Origin of the sequence: Martelella mediterranea DSM 17316 (assembly GCF_002043005.1) — a bacterium.
In the GTDB taxonomy this organism is placed as follows: domain Bacteria; phylum Pseudomonadota; class Alphaproteobacteria; order Rhizobiales; family Rhizobiaceae; genus Martelella; species Martelella mediterranea.
In genome coordinates this window covers 116,982-133,974 of sequence record NZ_CP020330.1, presented here as the reverse complement: position 1 = coordinate 133,974, position 16,993 = coordinate 116,982, and the positions used below count along the sequence as shown (strand labels likewise).

Here is a 16,993-nt window from a genome sequence, read left to right as displayed (position 1 = left end):
AAAGCGTCCTTTTCAGTGGGCGAGGGTCAGGGATAGAGCGGGAACATAGGTGATCACGATGAGCGCGATGATGAGCACCACCACGAAGGGGGCGACGCCCCGGTAGAGCGTGTGCGCGGGCAGGCCGGTCACCTGCTGCGCCACGAAGATGTTCAACCCGAAGGGCGGCGTGAACATGCCGATCGCAAGATTGACGGTCATGATGATGCCGAAATGGATCGGGTCGATGCCGAGCGACATCGCGATCGGCGCCAGAAGCGGCGCGAAGACGAGGATCGCCGACGTCGGATCGAGGAAGGCGCCGATGGCCAGGAGCAGCAGGTTGATCGCCAAGAGGAAGGCGAAGGCGGAAAGCTCCATCGCGTTGATCCAGGCGATGATGGCCTGCGGGACGCCCTGTGTCGTCACGATCCAGGTGATGACGCTTGCCGCGGCGACAAGGATCAGGATCTGGCCCGAGAGCATGGCCGCGCTGCCTGCGGCATGGACGATGTCGCGCAGCGTCATGCTGCGGTAGACGAAGAGCCCGATCACGATTGCATAGAAACAGGCAAAGCCGCCCGCCTCGGAAGGGGAAAATACGCCGAGATAGATGCCCCCGAGCACGAAAACCGGCATCAGGATCGCCCAGAAGGCGTCCTTGGTGGCCTTGGCGGCGGCCTTGAAGGAGAAGGCGTGATCTGAAGGAATGCCGCGGCGCATCGAATCCACGACCACGAACAGCGAAAGAAGCACCGCCATGAGGATCGCCGGCAGGATCCCGGCGATGAACAGCCGGGGAATCGATTGCTCGGCGGCCATGCCGTAGAGGATCATGGCAATGCTGGGCGGGATCACGATGTCGATTGCCCCGGACGAGGCCAGCAGGCCGCCCGCGCGGCGTTGGCCGTAGCCCGCCGCAATCAGCTTCGGATAGAGCGTCTGGCCGAGCGCGGCGACGGCGGCGACCGAGGACCCGGAGATCGCGCCGAGCGCCGTGGAGGCCGCGACGGTGGAGACCCCGAGACTGCCCGGAACCCGTCCCACCATCGCCATCGCCCAGGCAATCAACCTGTTGGCGATGCCGCTGGAGCTCATGAGCTGGCCGGCGAAGACGAAGAACGGGATTGCCAGGAGGGCGAAATTGTCCAGCCCGCCGAACATCACCTGCTGCAGCGCCACGGGCGGTATCTTCAGGAAGAACAGCATGGCGACGGCGACCACCGTCAGGAAGACGAGGAAGATCGGCGTGCCGATGGCGACCAGCAGAATGGGCAGGACGATATAGGCGAAGATCATGGGCGGATCTCCGAAGCCTTGGTCTTTCGCAGCAAAGCCATGATGTCGAAGACGAGCTTGACGGCGCCCGCCACGGTCAGCCCCGCGAAACCGAAGAGCAGGGCTGCATGCGGTATCGTCATCGGGATGCCAAGCCCCATGCTGCTCACGCCGATCCGGTTGATCTTGACGATGAAAAGCCAGGACGCATGGGTTGCGAAGGCGCAGGCGAAGATGGCGATGAGATCGTGAAGGATATACCAGAAATAGCGGGCGCGCCTGGGGGTATAGAGCGGCACCAGATCCACGCTGATATGACTGCGGGCGAAGAATGACAGGACCGCCGCGATCATCGTGATCCAGATGATCAGATAGATCATCAGCTCGTCGGCGCCGACGGGGGAAATGCCGAAAAGGTACCGGCTGCCGGCGTTGAGCACATTGATGGCGACCACGACGAGCAGCACAATGCCGAGGCCGGTGTGGAGCGCGCGGGTGACGATGTTGCCCGCGCCTTTCGGTTTTTCGGCGGCGTTGCCTTCCTCGCTCATGAGCGCTCCTCCAGGATGCGGCGGATCGCGACCAATTTCTGGGCCCGGCTCTTCTGCAGTTCGGCGATCTGTTCGGGGGTATAATCATAGATGCCGCTGCCGGATTTCAGGCCCAGCGTGCCGGCCTCGATCTTCTCCTTGACCAGTTCCGGCACGTCCTTGCGGTCGGCGAGGTCGGCATTGAGGAAGCTCGACACGGAGTTGTAGATGTCGAGCCCGGCCATATCCAGAAGCGCCATCGGGCCGATCACGGCGAGCTTGTAGCCGATCCCCCAGGATACGCAGGTGTCGATATCCTCCGGGTCGACCACGCCCTGCTCGACCAGATCGATCACTTCGCGCAGAAGCGCGTAGAGCACGCGGTTTTCGACGAAGCCCGGCACATCCTTCTTGACGGTGACGGGCAGGAGGCCCAGCGAGCGGATCAGCGTCTTGATCGCTTCGCTTGTCTCCGGCGCGGTCTGGGCGCCGGCGATCACCTCGATCATCGGAATGATGTGCGGCGGGTTCGACCAGTGCATGCCGACCATGCGGGCGGGATTGGAGATGTGCTCCTGAAGGCTGGTGATCGGAATGCCCGACGTGTCGGAAGCGACGATCACGTCAGGGCCGATCAGGGCATCAATCTGGCGATAGACGCCGGCCTTGATGTCAGCCTTTTCCGGAACGTTCTCGATCACCAGATCGGCTCCGGCGACCGCCTCGGCGAGGTCGCTCGTCAGCTTGACCGGATTGTCGCCCTTGGCTGCAATGCCCAGCGTATCGAGCACGGCATTGGCCGTCGCGATCATGGCCGAGGCGCGCTCCAGTGCCGCCGGTGCGATGTCGTATGCGGTGACGTCAAGGCCGCCGCGCGCCAGCCGCGCCGCCATGCCCGGCCCCATGGTTCCCAACCCGATGATTGCAATTTTCTTCATGGTTTTCTCTTTCCTGGTTGAGTGGTCAGGGCCGGATCGACCGGTCCTGTTGTCTGGAAGCGGTCCCGCGCGCGGGAGACGTCGCAAGCAGGGCGATCAGCAGAACGGCTGCGATGATGTTGACAATGGCGACGGCGTGGCCGAGCGCCGGTGGCAGCATCAGGCACAGGCCGGCGATGATGTAGACGGCCCGCATCGGCGGCGAAAGTTCGCTGCGGGCATAGCCGGCAGCGCCCATCGACACGGCGGCGATGCCGCCGAAAGCGGTAATCGCCGCAAGCGTTGCGCCATGCCATGTGCCGCCGAGGAGAAGTTCCGGGGAGAAGGCGAACAGGAACGGCACGAGATAGGCGACCCAGGCAAGCTTCAGCGCTTCGAAACTGGTGCGCCACATATTGGCCCCGCCGATCCTGGCGGCGGTGATCGAGGCCAGCGCCACCGGCGGCGTCAGCATCGACATCATGCCGAAATAGAGGATGAAAAGATGGGCCTGCATCGGTTCGAGGCCGGTATCCTGAAGGGCCGGCGCCAGGATTGTAGCGAGCACGACATAGACGGCGACCGTGGGCATGCCCATGCCGAACAGGATGGCGATCAGCGCGACGAGGATGAGAAGCACGATCTTGTGCCCGCCGCTCAGCGCAATCGCCTGGCCGGCGATGGAAAAGCCGAGGCCGGTGAGGCTGATCAGGCCGATGATCAGACCGGCAGCCGCGGTGATGAGCAGGAGCGGGGCGACCGACATCCCGGTATCGACCACCACGCGCAGCAGTATGCGAGGAGTGAGGCGCACGCCGCGATAAGGGCGGACAACGCTCACCAGAACCAGCACGATGATGGCGGCAATGGCTGCCATCTGTGGGCGTGTCTGAAGATTGAAGAGAACGAGGAACATGACGAGGAAGGGCAGCGCGAAATGCCCACCTTCGCGGAAGGCGTGCCGGAACGTCATGCGTTCGCCCTTGTCGATCTCGCGCACATCCTTACGGGCGGCCAGTCGATCGACCTGGAGGAAGATCGCGCCGAAATAAAGCGCTGCGGGCAGGGCGGCGGCGATGATGACATCGTGGTAGGGCACCTGGATATAGTCGGCCATGACGAAGGCCGCAGCCCCCATGACCGGCGGCAGGAGCTGACCGCCGGTGGAGGCCGCAGCCTCGACGGCGGAGGCGGTCGAGGCGCTGAGACCGGCGCGTTTCATCAGCGGGATCGTCATGATGCCGGTGGAGACGACATTGGACACGGCATTGCCGGTGATCGTGCCGAAAAGGGCCGAGGTGCCGACGGCGGCCTTGGCGCTGCCGCCACGATAGCGGCCGAAGATCGCGAAGCTGATGCGGGTCAGGAAGTCGCTGCCGCCGGAATGGCGCAGAAGCTCGCCGAAGAGAACGAAGGGAATGACGATTTCGACGGCGACGCGCACCGGCGTTCCCAGAAGCGCGTTGGGATCGGTGAGCATGTAGATCGCCCAGCGACCGACCGGCGTTTCGGGAATGCCGAACGGGCCGCCGAACAGGGCGAGCAGGGAAAACAGGGCAACAATCAGGACGACGGGCAGGCCGACATAGCGCCAGACGAGGAAACCAAGCCCGGCAATGACGGCATAGGCGCTCAGCGTCAGCCACAACGGTCGCATCACCGCGAGGATCGTCAGTTGCGGGTAGCGCCAGGCGATGGTGAGCATGATTGCCAGCAGCACGCAGCCGGCCAGATAGGCCGCAAGGCGGAGCGCGCCGCGCGCCCGGTCGCTCAGCAGGAAGGCTGTCACGGCGAGCGACAGCCCCACGGCGCAGGCCAGAGGCTGCTCGTTATAGAGCGGGACCTTGACCAGCATGGGAAGGTTGAGGATCCACGCCAGCGAGATCGCGACCAGCAGGAAGCCGGCCGCCTTCGCCCCGACATTTGTCGTCGGGGCGCTGGAGACAGGCTCTGAGGATGTATCGTGTCGGGTGGTCATGATGTCAGCCCTGCGACTGGAGCCCGATCATTCCGTGTCCGATAGCTGGGCGCCCTCGTGATAGGGCAATTTCGTATAGACCCGCGACACGCTCTCCTGCGACATGGCGCCAAGGATCGGATTGGAGGCGGCGAGTGCGGCGGGATCAGTGTTGATCATCTCCGCGATCTCGGAGACCACAGCCGGATCGAGGTCCTTGCGGGCGACGAGGACATAGTCATAGGCCATCGTCTTGAACGCGTCCGGCGCGCCGACGACGCCGGCATCGGCCGCGACATCGTAGATGTAGGCTTCCGGTGCGACGGCATTCATGCGTTCGACCGCTTCGGGACTGTCGTCGAAGGGCAGCCAGGCTATGCCGCCGAGCGCCGAATCCGCCTCGACCACCGCGCCCGCGCGGAGCGCGAACAGCGTGGCGTCGACATCGCCGTTGACCAGAGCCTCGACGCCCGTGCGCACGCTCGATACCGGAACGGTGGTGACATCGTCGGGCGTCAGGCCGCCATTGGCGAGCGCGCCTTCGAAATAGGGCAGAAGGCTCGCCTGCGCGGGAACGCCCCAGGCCATGCGCTTGCCCTTGAGATCGGCAATGGTTTCGATCCCGGAATCGGCGCGGACCATCAGTCCGACCGGGCTTGGAAGCAGTGCGGCGACCAGCGCGATATTATCCTGCGCCATACCCTTGAAGGGGCCATTTCCGCGAATGGCATCGCCTGCGTCAGGCGTGACAAGCGCCGCGATATCGAGCTCCCCGGCATTGATGAGGGGAACGAAAGCGGTCGCGCCGCCAAAGGACTGGACGGTCACGTCCATATCGGTATTCGTACCGATCGCCTGGGCGAGCGCGGCGTTCACGCCATAGTTCTGGGAACCCTGTTGGCCGGAGCCGAAGCGCAGGTCCTGGGCGAGGGCGGCGGAGCCGAAAGAGCATGCCGCAAGCAGCACGCCGGCTGCGAAAGTTCTGAATTTCATTTTTGTTCACCTCTGTGTTTTGCGACCGGACCGGCGTTTTCGCTTCTTGTCCCTTGGTCGATGGTTCTAGTGGATCATGTCTGGCTGGCCTTGATGAGGTCTGCCGCTTTCTCGGCGATCATGATGACGGCGGCGTTGATGTTGCCGCAGGGAAGGTCCGGCATCACCGATGCGTCGACGACGCGCAGTCCGGTGACGCCGCGAACCTTGAGTTCGGGGTCGACGACGGAGGCCTCGTCCGCGCCCATGCGGCAGGTGCCGGCGGGGTGGTGCACGGTGATCGAGGTCTTGCGGATATGCTCGTCGATCTCCTCGTCGCTCTGGCATTTGGCGCCGGGGAAAAACTCGGTTTCGATATAGTCGGCCATCGCCGGCTGGGCGGCGAGCGTGCGCCCCACGCGGAAGCCCGCGCGCAGCGATTTCCAGTCGTTCTCGGCGGCCAGGAAGTTCTGGTGGATGAGCGGCGCGGCGAGGGGATCTGCGGATGCGAGCTTGACCGAGCCCCGGCTTTCGGGCTGCACCGCGACGATGCGGGTGGCGAAACCGTCGCGAAAGGGTTGCTTGAACGGCTTGAACCATGGCCAAGCCGCGAGCGGGGCCGCGGTGAAGAGAAGCTGGATGTCGGGCAGCGGCCGGCTTTCATCGCTCTTGAGAAAGGCCACGACCCCGCCGGGTACGTCGCCGGAAAATCCCTTGCCCGTCAGGTAGGTTCTGGCGAAGTCAATCGCGATCCGGTCGGCGCGCATCTTGTGCAGGAACGGGCCGGGCGTCTTGCGGTGATGCATGATCAGCACCGAAACGTGATCCTGCAGGTTCTTGCCAACGGCGGGAAGATTGACCCGGGTCTCGATCCCCTGCGCCTGCAGCTCGTCGTCCGCCCCGAGGCCCGAGAGCATCATCAGTTGCGGGGTGTTGATGACGCCACCCGAAAGCAGCACCTCGCGCGTCGCTGCCACGCGGCGCTCGCTGCCCTTGTGGTCGAAGACAAGGCCGGTGGCGCGGCTGCCCTCGAAGGTGATGTGTTTCGCCATGGCCTGGGTCAGAACGGTGAGGTTCTTCCGTTTCATGGCGGGCCGCAGATAGGCGTTGGCGGTGGAGGCGCGGCGACCCTTGTCGATGGTCATCTGCAGACGGCTGAAACCTTCCTGGGTTTCGCCATTGTAATCCTCGGTCTGTGCGTAGCCGGCCTGTCGGCTGGCTTCGGCCACGGCATCCGTCAGCGGATCCTGGTAGCGGCAGCGCTGGGTCGAGAGCGGGCCGGAACCGCCGCGGAAGGCCGTTTCCCCGCCTTCCCAGCTTTCCGTCTTCTTGAAATAGGGCAGGGTCTTTTCGTACGACCATTCAGAAAGTCCCGAAGCCGCCCAGCGATCGTAATCGCCGCGATTGCCGCGGACATAGGCCATGGCATTGGTGGAGGAGGAGCCGCCGATCACCTTGCCGCGGGCGCATTCCACCGCCCGGCCGCCAACATTGTCCTCCGGCTCGCAGAAATACATCCAGTCATGGCGTCGCTCGGTGAGGATCTTGCCCCAGCCGAGCGGGATGTGGATCATCGGATCGCGATCCCAGCCGCCGGCTTCCAGCAGCAGGACGGTAACGGAGGGGTCTTCGGTCAGTCGATTGGCCAGCACGCAGCCCGCGGAGCCGGCTCCGACGATGACGTAGTCATAGGTTTCAGCGTGCGACATGGCGTTCTTCCTTGCGATCGGCGCGACTGGCCCGATCCGTCTTAAGAATGTTGGGTGGCGAAAGGCGCGGGGGCTGCAGGCCCGCGCCTTTCGCCGGTGTTTCTCAGTCGAGGTCTTCGGCAAGGCCCTTGTGGCGGACGGCAGCGGACCAGTGGTCCCAGCCGCGATTGATCTGCGCGCCGACGAGATTGCCGGCGGCCTCGAGCTCGCCGTCCGTCATGAACTTGATCTTTCCGATCTGCAGGCCGAGCGTATAGGCCTTGGCTTCCTGTTCCATATAGAAGGCGCGGAAGGTCGTTTGCCGTATCGAGTTGCCGACGTTCACGACGCCGTGGCGGGCCATGATCACGGCAGCCGACTGGCCGAGGCTTTCGGCGATTTCGGCGCAGACTTCGGGGCTGCCGCCGAACAGGTCGGTGTTTTCGCCCTGCTTGTCGCGGATTTCATAGACCGGCACGGATTCGCCGAGGAAGGCGCCCATATGGGTGACCGGGCGCAGCGGCGTGTCGATAAAGCAGAAGGGCAGGACGGCGGGCGAATGCGTGTGAAGAACGCACATGACGTCCGGCCGGGCCTTGTAGATCTCGCTGTGGATATAGCGCTCCAGATAGGAGGGACGGTTGTCCGTCGTCTCGCCATCGAGCGTCAGGGTCTGGATATCGGAGGGCGTGATCGTGTTGGGCGCGAGCTTCTGCGGCAGCAGGAACTGGTCCGGGTTTTCCGGGTCGCGGGCGCTGATATGGCCGAAGACATCCATGATGCCCTCGTTCACCAGAATGCGGGTGGCCATCACCAGCTCCTGGATCGCGGTCTCGCGCGCTGTTGCAGTATCAGACATTGTTCAGGTCTCCTCTGGATGAGCGGTCCCGGCGCGACCCCGCAAGGAATCACGCCGGGAGAAACATCGGTTAGTTGGAGTAGAGACCGACGATCCGGTTCTGCTCAATGATATTGTCCGCGTAGGTGTCGAGAAACTCTTCGCGCGTGGGCGTGCCCTCGACATTCGTGTCCAGCGCGTAGACCCAGAAGTAATAGTGATGGTCGCCATGGCCGGCGGGCGGCTGCGGTCCATAATACTGCATGTCTCCGGCGCCGTTGGGACCAACGCGGTACTTCTCCTGAGCATCCGAAAGATCGGTGGCCTTGGGGTCGATGGCGTAGACCGTCCAGTGGGTGAAGCCATGCGCGAGCGGTGCGTCCGGATCATGGCAGATCACGGCCAGTTCCTTGGTGCCTTCCGGCACGCCGCTGACCGTCAGCTTCGGCAGGACATTGCCCTTGTCGCCGGCATGCTTGTCGGCGAGGCGCGAAAGCGGGGCGAAATCAGAGGAGGTGATTTTCAGGTCTTTGATGTTCAGAGGCATGTCGTCTCCTTGGTGTTCGTTTGTTTCAGGCCGTTGCCTTGAGGTCGGCAACGCTCATTCCGCCCACGCGCTGATGCACGCGACCGCCGGTGGCCACCGCAACACATATCAGGATTTCGTCAGGACGCGGGCCGTCCGGCACGACGAAGGTGAAGGCGTCGTAATGGGAGCGGATATAGAGCTCGTCCTTGTGGGCGAGCGGTATATCGATGGCGGTGCCGGCCGAGGCGACCTTGCTGGCGGAAGAGATCCATGCGGCCCCGCCGCCGATGGCTTCGCGCAGCGGATCGCCGAAGGTTGTGGTGACACAGGCAACGACATGCTCCTGCTCGCCGGCGACCCCGGCGATGCCGCCCTTGCCGTAGCTCTCGACCGGGCGGCCGCCGATGAGGGCAACCGCGCGTTCGCCCAGCGCATAGCCGATGGCGGCCGAGGGAGCGGTCAGCGCCGAAAGGTCTGCCACGAACTTGCCGGCGAAGGGGTTTTTGATGATGACGCCCGCCGCCGCCTTGATCAGAGGGGCCGTGGCGCTGCCGCCATCATGCAGCACTTCCTGGGTCGCACCGTACCAGCCGCGGACCTCATAGTCCTTTTCGACCTGGCTAGAGTAATTCATGAATGTCTCCTGTAGAGATGGAAGGGATAGTGCTTACTGCGGCCACGAATAGACGCGGTTGATCGGGTCGAAGCGGGCGGCGGTCAGCGCTTCCGGGGTGAAGCCGTTGCCATAGGACATGGTGCGGTTGGCGGCGTGATCGGCGGACAGCTTCTGGGTCAGGTCGGTGATCGGGCGCACCGATTTTTCCCAGTCGGCGAGTGCTTCTTCGAGCGATGCGCCCTTCTCTACGTCCTGCGCGAGCGTGAAGGCGTTCACCATGCCGCAGCCGGCACCCTGCGCCAGCGCCGGGCACATGGCGTGGCCGGCATCGCCGACAAGGGCGACCTTGCCGCGCGACCAGGTGTTGAGCTTGGTGGTCTGATAGGTGTCGTAGCGCGCGTCCTCGATCTTGGCGGCATCGACCAGGCAGGGTTCGAGGAAGGGGAACATCTCCATCCAGACCTCAAGGTCGAGCGGCACCTTGGAGCCGCGCGGATCGGCGGAGGGCGCCATCAGGCCGAGATAGAGTTCCCTGTCATTGCAGGGCGAATAGAGGATGCGCTGCACGCGTGGCCAGTGGTTCCACATGTCGATGGTGTTGTCCCATTCGCCATGGCCGAGCTTGTCCTTGTGGCGCGGGACAATCAGGCGAATGATGCCGTCGGTCGCGCCCCAGCGCTCCTGCTCGAAGCCGAGCGAATCGCGGACCTTGGAGCCGACGCCGTCAGCGCCGACGATCAGATCGCCTTCAACAACCTCGCCGGAGGCCAGCTTCAGCTTGCCGGAAGCCTCCGCGCCGACCGCCTCGGAATTCGTGCGGATTTCGACGCCGACTTCACGGGCGCGGTTGGCGAGCGCATCGTGCAGATGAGCCCGGGTCATGATGCGCCATGGTAGACCGTTGAACGTCTCCTTCGACACGGTCTTGTTGTGCATCCAGGTCTCATAGGCCGGCGGCGTGAAGGAATCCTCGAGCACTTCATTCAGGCAGCCGATGCCTTCGAGCACCCTCAGGCCGTTGTGCCAGAGATAGATGCCCGCGCCGAAGGCGCGCAGTTCGGGGCTCTTTTCGTGCAGGACAACGTCCCAGCCGTTCTGGCGCAGCGCGATGGCGGCCGTGAGGCCGGAAAACCCGCCGCCCGCAACCTGCGCAACCCGTGTCTTGTCCGAGGTTTTGTTGATGCTGACCATTTCTCTGTTCCTGTTGATTTTTATCTGGGACGCCGGCCGCTCAGCCGTCGATGAAATTGCGGATCGCGTTGATCGTGACGTCGGGATTGGTCTCGTTCACGTAGTGGTCGGCGCCAGGCACGACGACAATGGGCAGATCCGGCCGCAACTCGTGGGTCTTTTCAAGCGCCGCCGCTGAGACCAGCTTGCTGTCGGCGCCGCGCATGATCAGAACCGGGCGCGTGACATCGCGGTAAGCGGGGACCAGATCGGCGCGCAGGCCCTCGGCCGTCTGTGCCATGGCGGAGGCGGAGGCCAGCGGGCGCAGGCCATCGGCAGCCGGGGCGTAGCCGCTTTCCGCGCGAATGCGGATCGCGGGCGCAGGGATGTTCGGATAGCGATTGGCGAGATAGGCGACAACGGCCTCGGTATCGGCAAAGGCCTGATCGCCGGCATTCACTCTGGCGGAAAGCGAGGCGAAGACCTCGTCCTCGATATAGGGCGTGAAGTCGATGGCGACGACCGAGCGGACCAGTTCGGGATGGCGCTGGGCGGCGGTGACCGAATTGCGCGAACCCAGCGAATGTCCGACGAGAATTGCAGGGCCCATATCGAGCGTCTTGATGAGCGCGGCAATATCGTCGGCATAATCGATGGCTTCATAGCCTGTTTCGGGCTTGTCCGAGCGCCCGTGGCCGCGCTGGTCCACGGCCACCGTGGTAAACCGGTCGGAAAAGGCATCCATCAGCGGGCCGAAAACGGCGGAGTTCGCGGTGATCCCGTGGAAGAACAGCATGAGCGGGCCGCTGCCCCCGATGCGCACGTTCAAAGTGATGCGGCCGGTGTCGATTCGTCGTTCTTCATACCGGCTTTGGCTGTCCGCCATATCGAAGTTCCCTTGTCGTTTCTAATTGTTCTATGTCGTCAGGGAACCACGACCGCTATTAGCTGTCAATAAGATTGTAAGACATTCTTGCGTTAATTATTGCAGACAGCATGCGGCCGCATGCTATCCTCCGCGCGCCCGTTCGTGTAGAAAAGCCATGAATATATAGTTGGAAGAGCCTTAAGGAAACGCCATGAACCCTGGTCTGGACCTCCGGATCACGCCGAGAACTGTGCAGCAGCAGACAATTGAAAAGCTGAGACTGGCGATCATCGCGGGGGTGTTCCCGCCGGGCAGCCGTCTGGTCGAGAGCCAGCTTTGCGCCCAGCTTGGGGTCAGTCGCCCGTCGCTCCGCGAGGCGCTGCGCAGCTTGCAGGCGGAACGGCTGATCGAGATCATACCGAACAGAGGTCCCTTCGTTCCCAAGCTTTCCTGGGAAGAGGCGACCGAAATCTACGATGTGCGTGAACTTCTGGAGGTCGTGGCGGTGGGCCGTTGCGCCACGCGGATCACGCCCGAGCAGGTCAAGGAACTGGAAAGGGCTCTGAAGGCTTTCGAGCGTGCCCAGAAAAGCCGGGACAGTCTTGAACTGGTGACGACGGCGGCTGAATTCTACGCGATCATTCTGGCCAATTGCGGCAACGCCATTCTCGAGGAAGTCCATCGCGGGCTTGTGGCGCGGATCAGCTTTTTCCGCGGCCGGTCGATGTCGCTTGAAGGGCGCGCCGGGGACAGCCTTCAGGAGATGCGCGACATCTACGATGCGATTGCCGCGGGCGATGAAAAGCGCGCGCGGGAGGCGGCGCAGCGCCATCTCGACCAGGCCAAGGCGGCGGCCAAGCACGCGATGGAAGACGAGAGCTGATCTTCCCGGCCTCTATCAGCCCGGCGGAACGTGACGCAAAAACGCGCACTTTGCCCGGTTCGCGGGCATGGCGCGCCACGTCCCATCCGAGGCATACGGCTCACTGCTCCTCCAGAACCCTGCGCGCAGCGCGGAAGCATTCCAGCGCCTGAGGCACGCCGCAATAGATCGCGACGACATGGATAATGGCGCGGATCTCTTCCTTGGTCACGCCGTTGTTGATCGCGCCCTGACAATGCAGCTCCCATTCATGCATCTTGCCGAGCGCCCCGATCATGGCGAGGTTCATCATGGACCGTGTCTTCGGGGGGATTACATCGTCGCCCCAGCCAAATCCCCAGCACCACGCCGTCATCGCCTCCTGAAACGGCCGGGTGAAGTCGTCGGCGGCCGCAAGGTTTTTCTCGACATAATCCGCGCCGAGCGTGCTCTTGCGCTGTTCGAGGCCCTTGAGGAACAGGTCTTCGTCAAAAACGCTCATTTCATGTCCTTTCCTGTGTCAATCGCCGGCGGTCATCGTGCGGGCAAAGCTCTCGGCAATTGCCAGAACGGCGGCATGAATGGGGCCTGCGGTCAGGCTGGGCATGACGGAAGCGTCCACCACATGGAGATTGTCGAGCGATTTGAGCCTGAGGTCCGGATCGACAACCGCATCGTCGTCCTTGCCCATTCGGCAGGTGCCGGAGGGATGGTGATGGGTAATGGCTGCCTTGGCAATGAATTCGTCGATCTCGGCCCTGCTCCCGAGCGGGCCGGGGGCGAGCTCGCGATCGCGCCATTCTGCAAGCCCGTCCGCATGCCCGATCGTCCGCGCGGCCTCAAGCGCGCTTCGGAACAGGACGCGGTCATGCTCGGTCTCAAGATAGGCGGGATCGATGATCAGCCGGTCGTCGAGGTTCGGCCCGCTGATGCGCAAGCTGCCGCGGCTGGTCGGGTTGGTGACGCCGAACAGGAACGAGAAGGCTGTGCCGGGCTCGGGCACCTGGAAGCATTCGGAGACGATCGGCGCCACGCCGCAGCCGACCACGATCTCGGGTCGCCCGGCGGCGGTGAAATCGCCGGCCCGCATATAGGCCATCGATTCGGAGTGCTGAAGGCGCGATGCCGGCAGATGTTTGCGGGTGGCGTAGAGATTGCCGGCGCCCAGCAGATGGTCCTGGAGATTGCGGCCGATCCCCGGCATGTCGATCAGGCAGTCGACGGATGCGGCAGCGAGCACGTCCTTCGGTCCGATACCGGAGCGCATCAACAGGGCAGGGCTTTCCAGCGCGCCTGCGCACAGCACAACCTGATCAGCAAGAATTTCGAACGGGCCCTGTGGACCAACGCTCTCGATCCGGTTCACCCGGTTGCCATCCATGGCCAGCCTTTGCACCCTTGTGCTGGTGACAATCTGGAGGTTTTCCCGTGCCCGAACCTCCGGGGTCAGCCAGGCCTCGGCGACCGTCACGCGGCGGCCGTCGCGGATGTTCAGCGAATTGGGCGTCACACCGACCATGCGACCGTCATTGTGGTCGGGAAGGCGCGGCAGGCCGAGCGAGACGCCGGCCTCGATGAATGCGCGGGTGAGGGGGCTTACCTCCTCGTCGGGCATGTAGATGGGCATCGGGCCGCCGCTCTTGCCGTCCGGTCGGTCTTCGATCGCGTCAAACACCGGCAGAAGCGCTTCCCAGCTCCAGCGGGCATCGCCGGTCGCATCGACCCAGGCCTGATAGTCTTCGGGGTGGCCACGCATGTAACCCATGGCATGCAGGCAGCTCGATCCGCCGATCACCTTGCCGCGAGCCCAATGGTGGGCCCGGCCATGGGTACCCGCCTGCGGTTCCGTCAGATAGTCCCAGTCGTAGGCGCGGCCCTGCAGGGCCGGCCAGGCCGAGGGCGTCCAGATATCGGGGTCGGAGGGTTCCTCGCCGGCTTCGACCAGCAAAACGCTGCGCGCCGGATTCTCGCTCAGCCGGGCGGCGAGCAGGCTTCCGGCCGAACCGCCGCCAATAATGACCAGATCCGCCGTCATTTGTTCCGTCGAATGGACGCCGGTCATCGCCGTGTCTCCATGGCGGACGGGGGTGTGAGGCTACGGCCCGTGCGCTGTCTGGTCTGAGATGTCATGATGATCCCCTTCTTTTGGGCCGGAGCGATGGCCCTGAAGGCCGGAATAATGCCGGCGGAAACCGGCTCATGCCCCTGCTGCCTGTTGTTCCGCGCGTCCGGGCGGAAACCGGTGTCCACCTTTTTCGACGGGCTTCAGCTCCCGCTGTCCATGGACCTCTTTGTCGCCGCCATCGCCTCCAGGATGTGCTTTCCGGCAGCTTTCCGGGCCGCTTTTTCATCACCTGCGGCAATGGCGTCGTAAATTTCCTTCATCTCCGCCAGACTGCTGACGGCGCGCCCTTCCAGAGACATCGACCGCGAGCGGAAAAGGCTGATCCGGGCGACCAGACCCCGGTGGATTTCCTCCAGGATCGGATTCCCGCAATTTGCGAGAATGACGGAATAGAAGTCCGCGGCAGTGGTCACCCGCGCCAGACTGTCCTTGCTTGAGGCGGCCTTCTCGAAGGCATGAAGCGTGTTCTCAAGCGCCTGCAGTTGCTCAGCGGAGATCATCTGCGAACAGCGCCCGGCGGCCTCCACTTCTAGAAGTTCGCGAACCTCGTAGATGGCGGTGACCTCTTCCCATGTGAGGGTAGGGATCGAAGGGCCACGGTTCGGCACGATGTCGATGAGCCGTTCGGCAGCCAGGCTGCGCAAGGCTTCACGCAGGGACGGGCGGCTGATGCCGAGCTGCACGCAGAGTTGACTTTCGATCAGCCGGCTTCCGGGTTCGAAAACGCCGGAGAAAATCGCAAGCCGCAGCTTCTCGACCGTTTCCTGCTGCACCGTGCGCGGAAGGACGCGTAAGTTCAGGTCTGGCGGCATTGTTTTAAACCTCGTGAGCCCGGCGGCGGCCAGAAGCGATAAGGGGAATTGCAAGCAAATTTGATCGCGCGAATGCCTTCTTGTCAACTCATAAGAATGAAAGAATGACAGACAATCTGCTTGACGTGTGTCTGGTTTATGTCATCCTTCCCTCCAAAGAAAGACACCAAGGCAGAGGGCTTGGGAAATGGCGACAATCGCCTCTATCGCAGAATTGGGTATGCGCCGTGTCGCGGCGGGGCGCGTCGTCGCGTCCGCCGGAGCTGGCGCGGTCGCCACGCGCGCCCGGCTTGTTTCGGCGCGTGAAACGCTTCTTCCTAAAGTGTTGGGCCTAGTCGCTCGCGGTAACGCAGCTCAGTCCGGATGCGTCTCCGCTCTTGCAGGAAAAATGCAGGCTGGCCGTTGCCTTGCCCGCAGTCATTGGCAGATCGAGGCGCGCGCGGGCGGCATCGCTCGCGCACCAGATGGCCTCGACGGGCATGCGGTCGTCGGCGGCGTTCATCAGGTTGAGAACGCCGGTCTTGCTGTCGTGCCAGAGAGTCACCGTCAACTGTTGGCCGGGCGCGATGCGGCCCAGTTCATCGGAATACCAGTGGGCCAGCGCCGCGCGGCAATCGAGCGGGGTGTCGGTCTCATTGGAGACTGAGATTTCCACGGGATTGGCGCCTTCGGTGCCATGAATAATGCCCGAATAGGGCACATAAGCTTCACTTTCGGCCTTGGCCGGGGATGAGAAAACCCAAGCAGACAGGGCAACAAGAACAACAAGTCTGCCAATCGCTTCCGTCTTGTGACGGGAAACTGACAACCAATTAGGGAACAGCATGATGAAAAACCTACTTGCTTCTGTTGCGCTTAGCGTGGTGCTGGGGACTCCGGCGGCATTTGCCGCGGAGGTTGATACCATAGCCATCCTCACTCCGGAACAAGGGAGTGACTATGGCTGGAACCAGCAGGGCGTCGAAGCGGCCAAGGCCGCCGCCGAGGCAACCGGCGTCGAAATCATTGTCGCCGAAGGCCTGGGTTATGGCGATGTTCGCGCGCCGATGCGTGAACTCGCGGCCGACGGCGCCGACCTGATGATCGCCCATGCCAGCGGCTATAACACCGCCGGCCCGGAGATCGCCGAGGAAACCGGCGTGCCGGTCGCGATCGTCGACAGCCCTGACGCTCTGGTGAAGGGCCTTGTTGCCGACTACACGCTCTCGGGCCATGAGGGCGCCTATCTTGCCGGTCGACTGGCCGCCAAGATGACCTCCACCGGCACTGTCGGCATCGTCGTCTCCGGCGAGCCGCCGTCATGGAACTCGCAGTCGGCAGGCTTTGCCGAGGGCGTTCGCGCCGAAAACCCGGACGTCAAGATCCTCTATTCGGTCATCGGCCCGGCAGCCTATTCGGATGCAGCCGGCGGCAACCGCGTGACGACCTCGGTCATCGCGGCCGGCGCCGACATCATCTTCGGCCAGGGCAACGGTTCGAGCTTCGGCATGATCCAGGCCGTAGAATCCAACAAGGCTGTCGACGGTTCGGACGTGCTGTTCATCGACGTGATCGGCGACAAGTCCGAGCTGGACAAGGGTCATCTGCTGACCTCGGTTCTGTGGGACATGACGCCCGTCTACACGGCGATGATCGAAGACCTGAAGGCCGACCAGTTCGGCACCCATGGCTATGCCATCAGCCTGGCGGATGATTCCGTCAAGCTCGTCAAGACGCCGCAGGTCGACGAGGCCGCCTGGACCGAGGTGATGGCGCTGCGCGACCAGATCATCGCGGGCGAGATCACGGTCGAGCCGAAGTTCGACGCGGAAGATGTCCGCGCCCTGGTTACCGTGACCGAGTGAGCGTATCC

The 16,993-nt window shown here is 63.5% G+C and carries 17 protein-coding genes; 2 read left to right on the top strand and 15 right to left on the bottom strand.

Going from position 1 to position 16,993, the window contains the following annotated elements; translation table 11 throughout:
* Positions 1–12: 12 nt before the first annotated feature.
* From Mame_RS00645 to Mame_RS00595, 11 genes are all read right to left on the bottom strand, one after another.
* Positions 13–1,278, bottom strand: coding sequence for a TRAP transporter large permease (locus tag Mame_RS00645; RefSeq protein WP_018063438.1), 1,266 nt, complete (start codon positions 1,276–1,278; stop codon positions 13–15).
* Positions 1,275–1,808, bottom strand: coding sequence for a TRAP transporter small permease (locus Mame_RS00640; protein WP_018063439.1), 534 nt, complete (start codon positions 1,806–1,808; stop codon positions 1,275–1,277). Before Mame_RS00640 ends, Mame_RS00645 begins: the two co-directional genes overlap by 4 nt.
* A complete protein-coding gene (fhmpcd1, locus tag Mame_RS00635) occupies positions 1,805–2,725 on the bottom strand; it encodes a 5-formyl-3-hydroxy-2-methylpyridine 4-carboxylate 5-dehydrogenase (RefSeq protein WP_018063440.1) in 921 nt (306 codons plus the stop codon). Before fhmpcd1 ends, Mame_RS00640 begins: the two co-directional genes overlap by 4 nt.
* A 25-nt stretch (positions 2,726–2,750) precedes the next feature.
* Positions 2,751–4,682 (bottom strand): TRAP transporter permease, encoded by a 1,932-nt coding sequence (locus Mame_RS00630; RefSeq protein WP_018063441.1) that lies wholly within the window; start codon positions 4,680–4,682, stop codon positions 2,751–2,753.
* 27 nt (positions 4,683–4,709) lie between these two features.
* On the bottom strand, positions 4,710–5,654 hold the full coding sequence (locus tag Mame_RS00625; protein ID WP_018063442.1) for a TAXI family TRAP transporter solute-binding subunit: 945 nt from the start codon (positions 5,652–5,654) through the stop codon (positions 4,710–4,712).
* 74 nt (positions 5,655–5,728) lie between these two features.
* Positions 5,729–7,342 carry a GMC family oxidoreductase gene (locus Mame_RS00620; RefSeq protein ID WP_018063443.1) on the bottom strand — a complete coding sequence of 538 codons (1,614 nt, stop codon included), beginning with the start codon at positions 7,340–7,342 and terminating at the stop codon, positions 5,729–5,731.
* A gap of 103 nt (positions 7,343–7,445) precedes the next feature.
* Positions 7,446–8,180, bottom strand: a complete 735-nt coding sequence (locus Mame_RS00615; RefSeq protein WP_018063444.1) for a class II aldolase/adducin family protein — start codon at positions 8,178–8,180, stop codon at positions 7,446–7,448.
* Between the two features lie 70 nt (positions 8,181–8,250).
* Entirely contained in the window at positions 8,251–8,706 is a 456-nt protein-coding gene (locus Mame_RS00610; protein WP_018063445.1) for a YbhB/YbcL family Raf kinase inhibitor-like protein, read from the bottom strand.
* Positions 8,707–8,731: 25 nt separating this feature from the next.
* Positions 8,732–9,322, bottom strand: a complete 591-nt coding sequence (locus Mame_RS00605; RefSeq protein WP_018063446.1) for an amino acid synthesis family protein — start codon at positions 9,320–9,322, stop codon at positions 8,732–8,734.
* Positions 9,323–9,355: 33 nt separating this feature from the next.
* On the bottom strand, positions 9,356–10,495 hold the full coding sequence (locus Mame_RS00600) for an FAD-dependent oxidoreductase (RefSeq protein WP_018063447.1): 1,140 nt from the start codon (positions 10,493–10,495) through the stop codon (positions 9,356–9,358).
* A gap of 40 nt (positions 10,496–10,535) precedes the next feature.
* Positions 10,536–11,360, bottom strand: a complete 825-nt coding sequence (locus tag Mame_RS00595) for an alpha/beta fold hydrolase (protein WP_018063448.1) — start codon at positions 11,358–11,360, stop codon at positions 10,536–10,538.
* Positions 11,361–11,553: 193 nt separating this feature from the next.
* Here Mame_RS00595 and Mame_RS00590 point away from each other — a divergent pair, with 193 nt between their 5' ends.
* Positions 11,554–12,225 carry a GntR family transcriptional regulator gene (locus tag Mame_RS00590; protein ID WP_018063449.1) on the top strand — a complete coding sequence of 224 codons (672 nt, stop codon included), beginning with the start codon at positions 11,554–11,556 and terminating at the stop codon, positions 12,223–12,225.
* Positions 12,226–12,325: 100 nt separating this feature from the next.
* On the opposite strand, the gene Mame_RS00585 is transcribed toward Mame_RS00590, so the two are convergent.
* The 4 genes from Mame_RS00585 to Mame_RS00565 all read right to left on the bottom strand — a co-directional run bounded on the left by Mame_RS00585 (position 12,326) and on the right by Mame_RS00565 (position 15,796).
* Positions 12,326–12,706: a carboxymuconolactone decarboxylase family protein gene (locus Mame_RS00585; RefSeq protein WP_018063450.1), complete on the bottom strand. Its 381-nt coding sequence runs from the start codon at positions 12,704–12,706 to the stop codon at positions 12,326–12,328.
* A gap of 18 nt (positions 12,707–12,724) precedes the next feature.
* Positions 12,725–14,266, bottom strand: coding sequence for a GMC family oxidoreductase (locus Mame_RS00580; protein ID WP_018063451.1), 1,542 nt, complete (start codon positions 14,264–14,266; stop codon positions 12,725–12,727).
* A 203-nt stretch (positions 14,267–14,469) separates the two neighbouring features.
* A complete protein-coding gene (locus Mame_RS00570) occupies positions 14,470–15,141 on the bottom strand; it encodes a GntR family transcriptional regulator (protein ID WP_018063453.1) in 672 nt (223 codons plus the stop codon).
* A gap of 331 nt (positions 15,142–15,472) precedes the next feature.
* Positions 15,473–15,796, bottom strand: coding sequence for a hypothetical protein (locus tag Mame_RS00565; protein ID WP_169929165.1), 324 nt, complete (start codon positions 15,794–15,796; stop codon positions 15,473–15,475).
* 172 nt (positions 15,797–15,968) lie between these two features.
* Between Mame_RS00565 and Mame_RS00560 the strand changes: the two genes are divergently transcribed.
* Entirely contained in the window at positions 15,969–16,985 is a 1,017-nt protein-coding gene (locus Mame_RS00560) for a putative B6 ABC transporter substrate-binding protein (RefSeq protein WP_235726790.1), read from the top strand.
* Positions 16,986–16,993: the final 8 nt, after the last annotated feature.

Excerpts from the sequence above, each read along its gene's own strand:
- Mame_RS00625 (WP_018063442.1), bottom strand. The coding sequence starts at position 5,654 with ATGAAATTCAGAACTTTCGCAGCCGGCGTGCTGCTTGCGGCATGCTCT.
- Mame_RS00620 (WP_018063443.1), bottom strand. The coding sequence starts at position 7,342 with ATGTCGCACGCTGAAACCTATGACTACGTCATCGTCGGAGCCGGCTCC.
- Mame_RS00610 (WP_018063445.1), bottom strand. The coding sequence starts at position 8,706 with ATGCCTCTGAACATCAAAGACCTGAAAATCACCTCCTCTGATTTCGCC.
- Mame_RS00645 (WP_018063438.1), bottom strand. The coding sequence starts at position 1,278 with ATGATCTTCGCCTATATCGTCCTGCCCATTCTGCTGGTCGCCATCGGC.
- Mame_RS00560 (WP_235726790.1), top strand. The coding sequence starts at position 15,969 with ATGAAAAACCTACTTGCTTCTGTTGCGCTTAGCGTGGTGCTGGGGACT.
- Mame_RS00605 (WP_018063446.1), bottom strand. The coding sequence starts at position 9,322 with ATGAATTACTCTAGCCAGGTCGAAAAGGACTATGAGGTCCGCGGCTGG.
- Mame_RS00590 (WP_018063449.1), top strand. The coding sequence starts at position 11,554 with ATGAACCCTGGTCTGGACCTCCGGATCACGCCGAGAACTGTGCAGCAG.
- Mame_RS00595 (WP_018063448.1), bottom strand. The coding sequence starts at position 11,360 with ATGGCGGACAGCCAAAGCCGGTATGAAGAACGACGAATCGACACCGGC.
- Mame_RS00640 (WP_018063439.1), bottom strand. The coding sequence starts at position 1,808 with ATGAGCGAGGAAGGCAACGCCGCCGAAAAACCGAAAGGCGCGGGCAAC.
- Mame_RS00615 (WP_018063444.1), bottom strand. The coding sequence starts at position 8,180 with ATGTCTGATACTGCAACAGCGCGCGAGACCGCGATCCAGGAGCTGGTG.
- fhmpcd1 (WP_018063440.1), bottom strand. The coding sequence starts at position 2,725 with ATGAAGAAAATTGCAATCATCGGGTTGGGAACCATGGGGCCGGGCATG.
- Mame_RS00570 (WP_018063453.1), bottom strand. The coding sequence starts at position 15,141 with ATGCCGCCAGACCTGAACTTACGCGTCCTTCCGCGCACGGTGCAGCAG.
- Mame_RS00585 (WP_018063450.1), bottom strand. The coding sequence starts at position 12,706 with ATGAGCGTTTTTGACGAAGACCTGTTCCTCAAGGGCCTCGAACAGCGC.
- Mame_RS00630 (WP_018063441.1), bottom strand. The coding sequence starts at position 4,682 with ATGACCACCCGACACGATACATCCTCAGAGCCTGTCTCCAGCGCCCCG.
- Mame_RS00600 (WP_018063447.1), bottom strand. The coding sequence starts at position 10,495 with ATGGTCAGCATCAACAAAACCTCGGACAAGACACGGGTTGCGCAGGTT.
- Mame_RS00580 (WP_018063451.1), bottom strand. The coding sequence starts at position 14,266 with ATGACCGGCGTCCATTCGACGGAACAAATGACGGCGGATCTGGTCATT.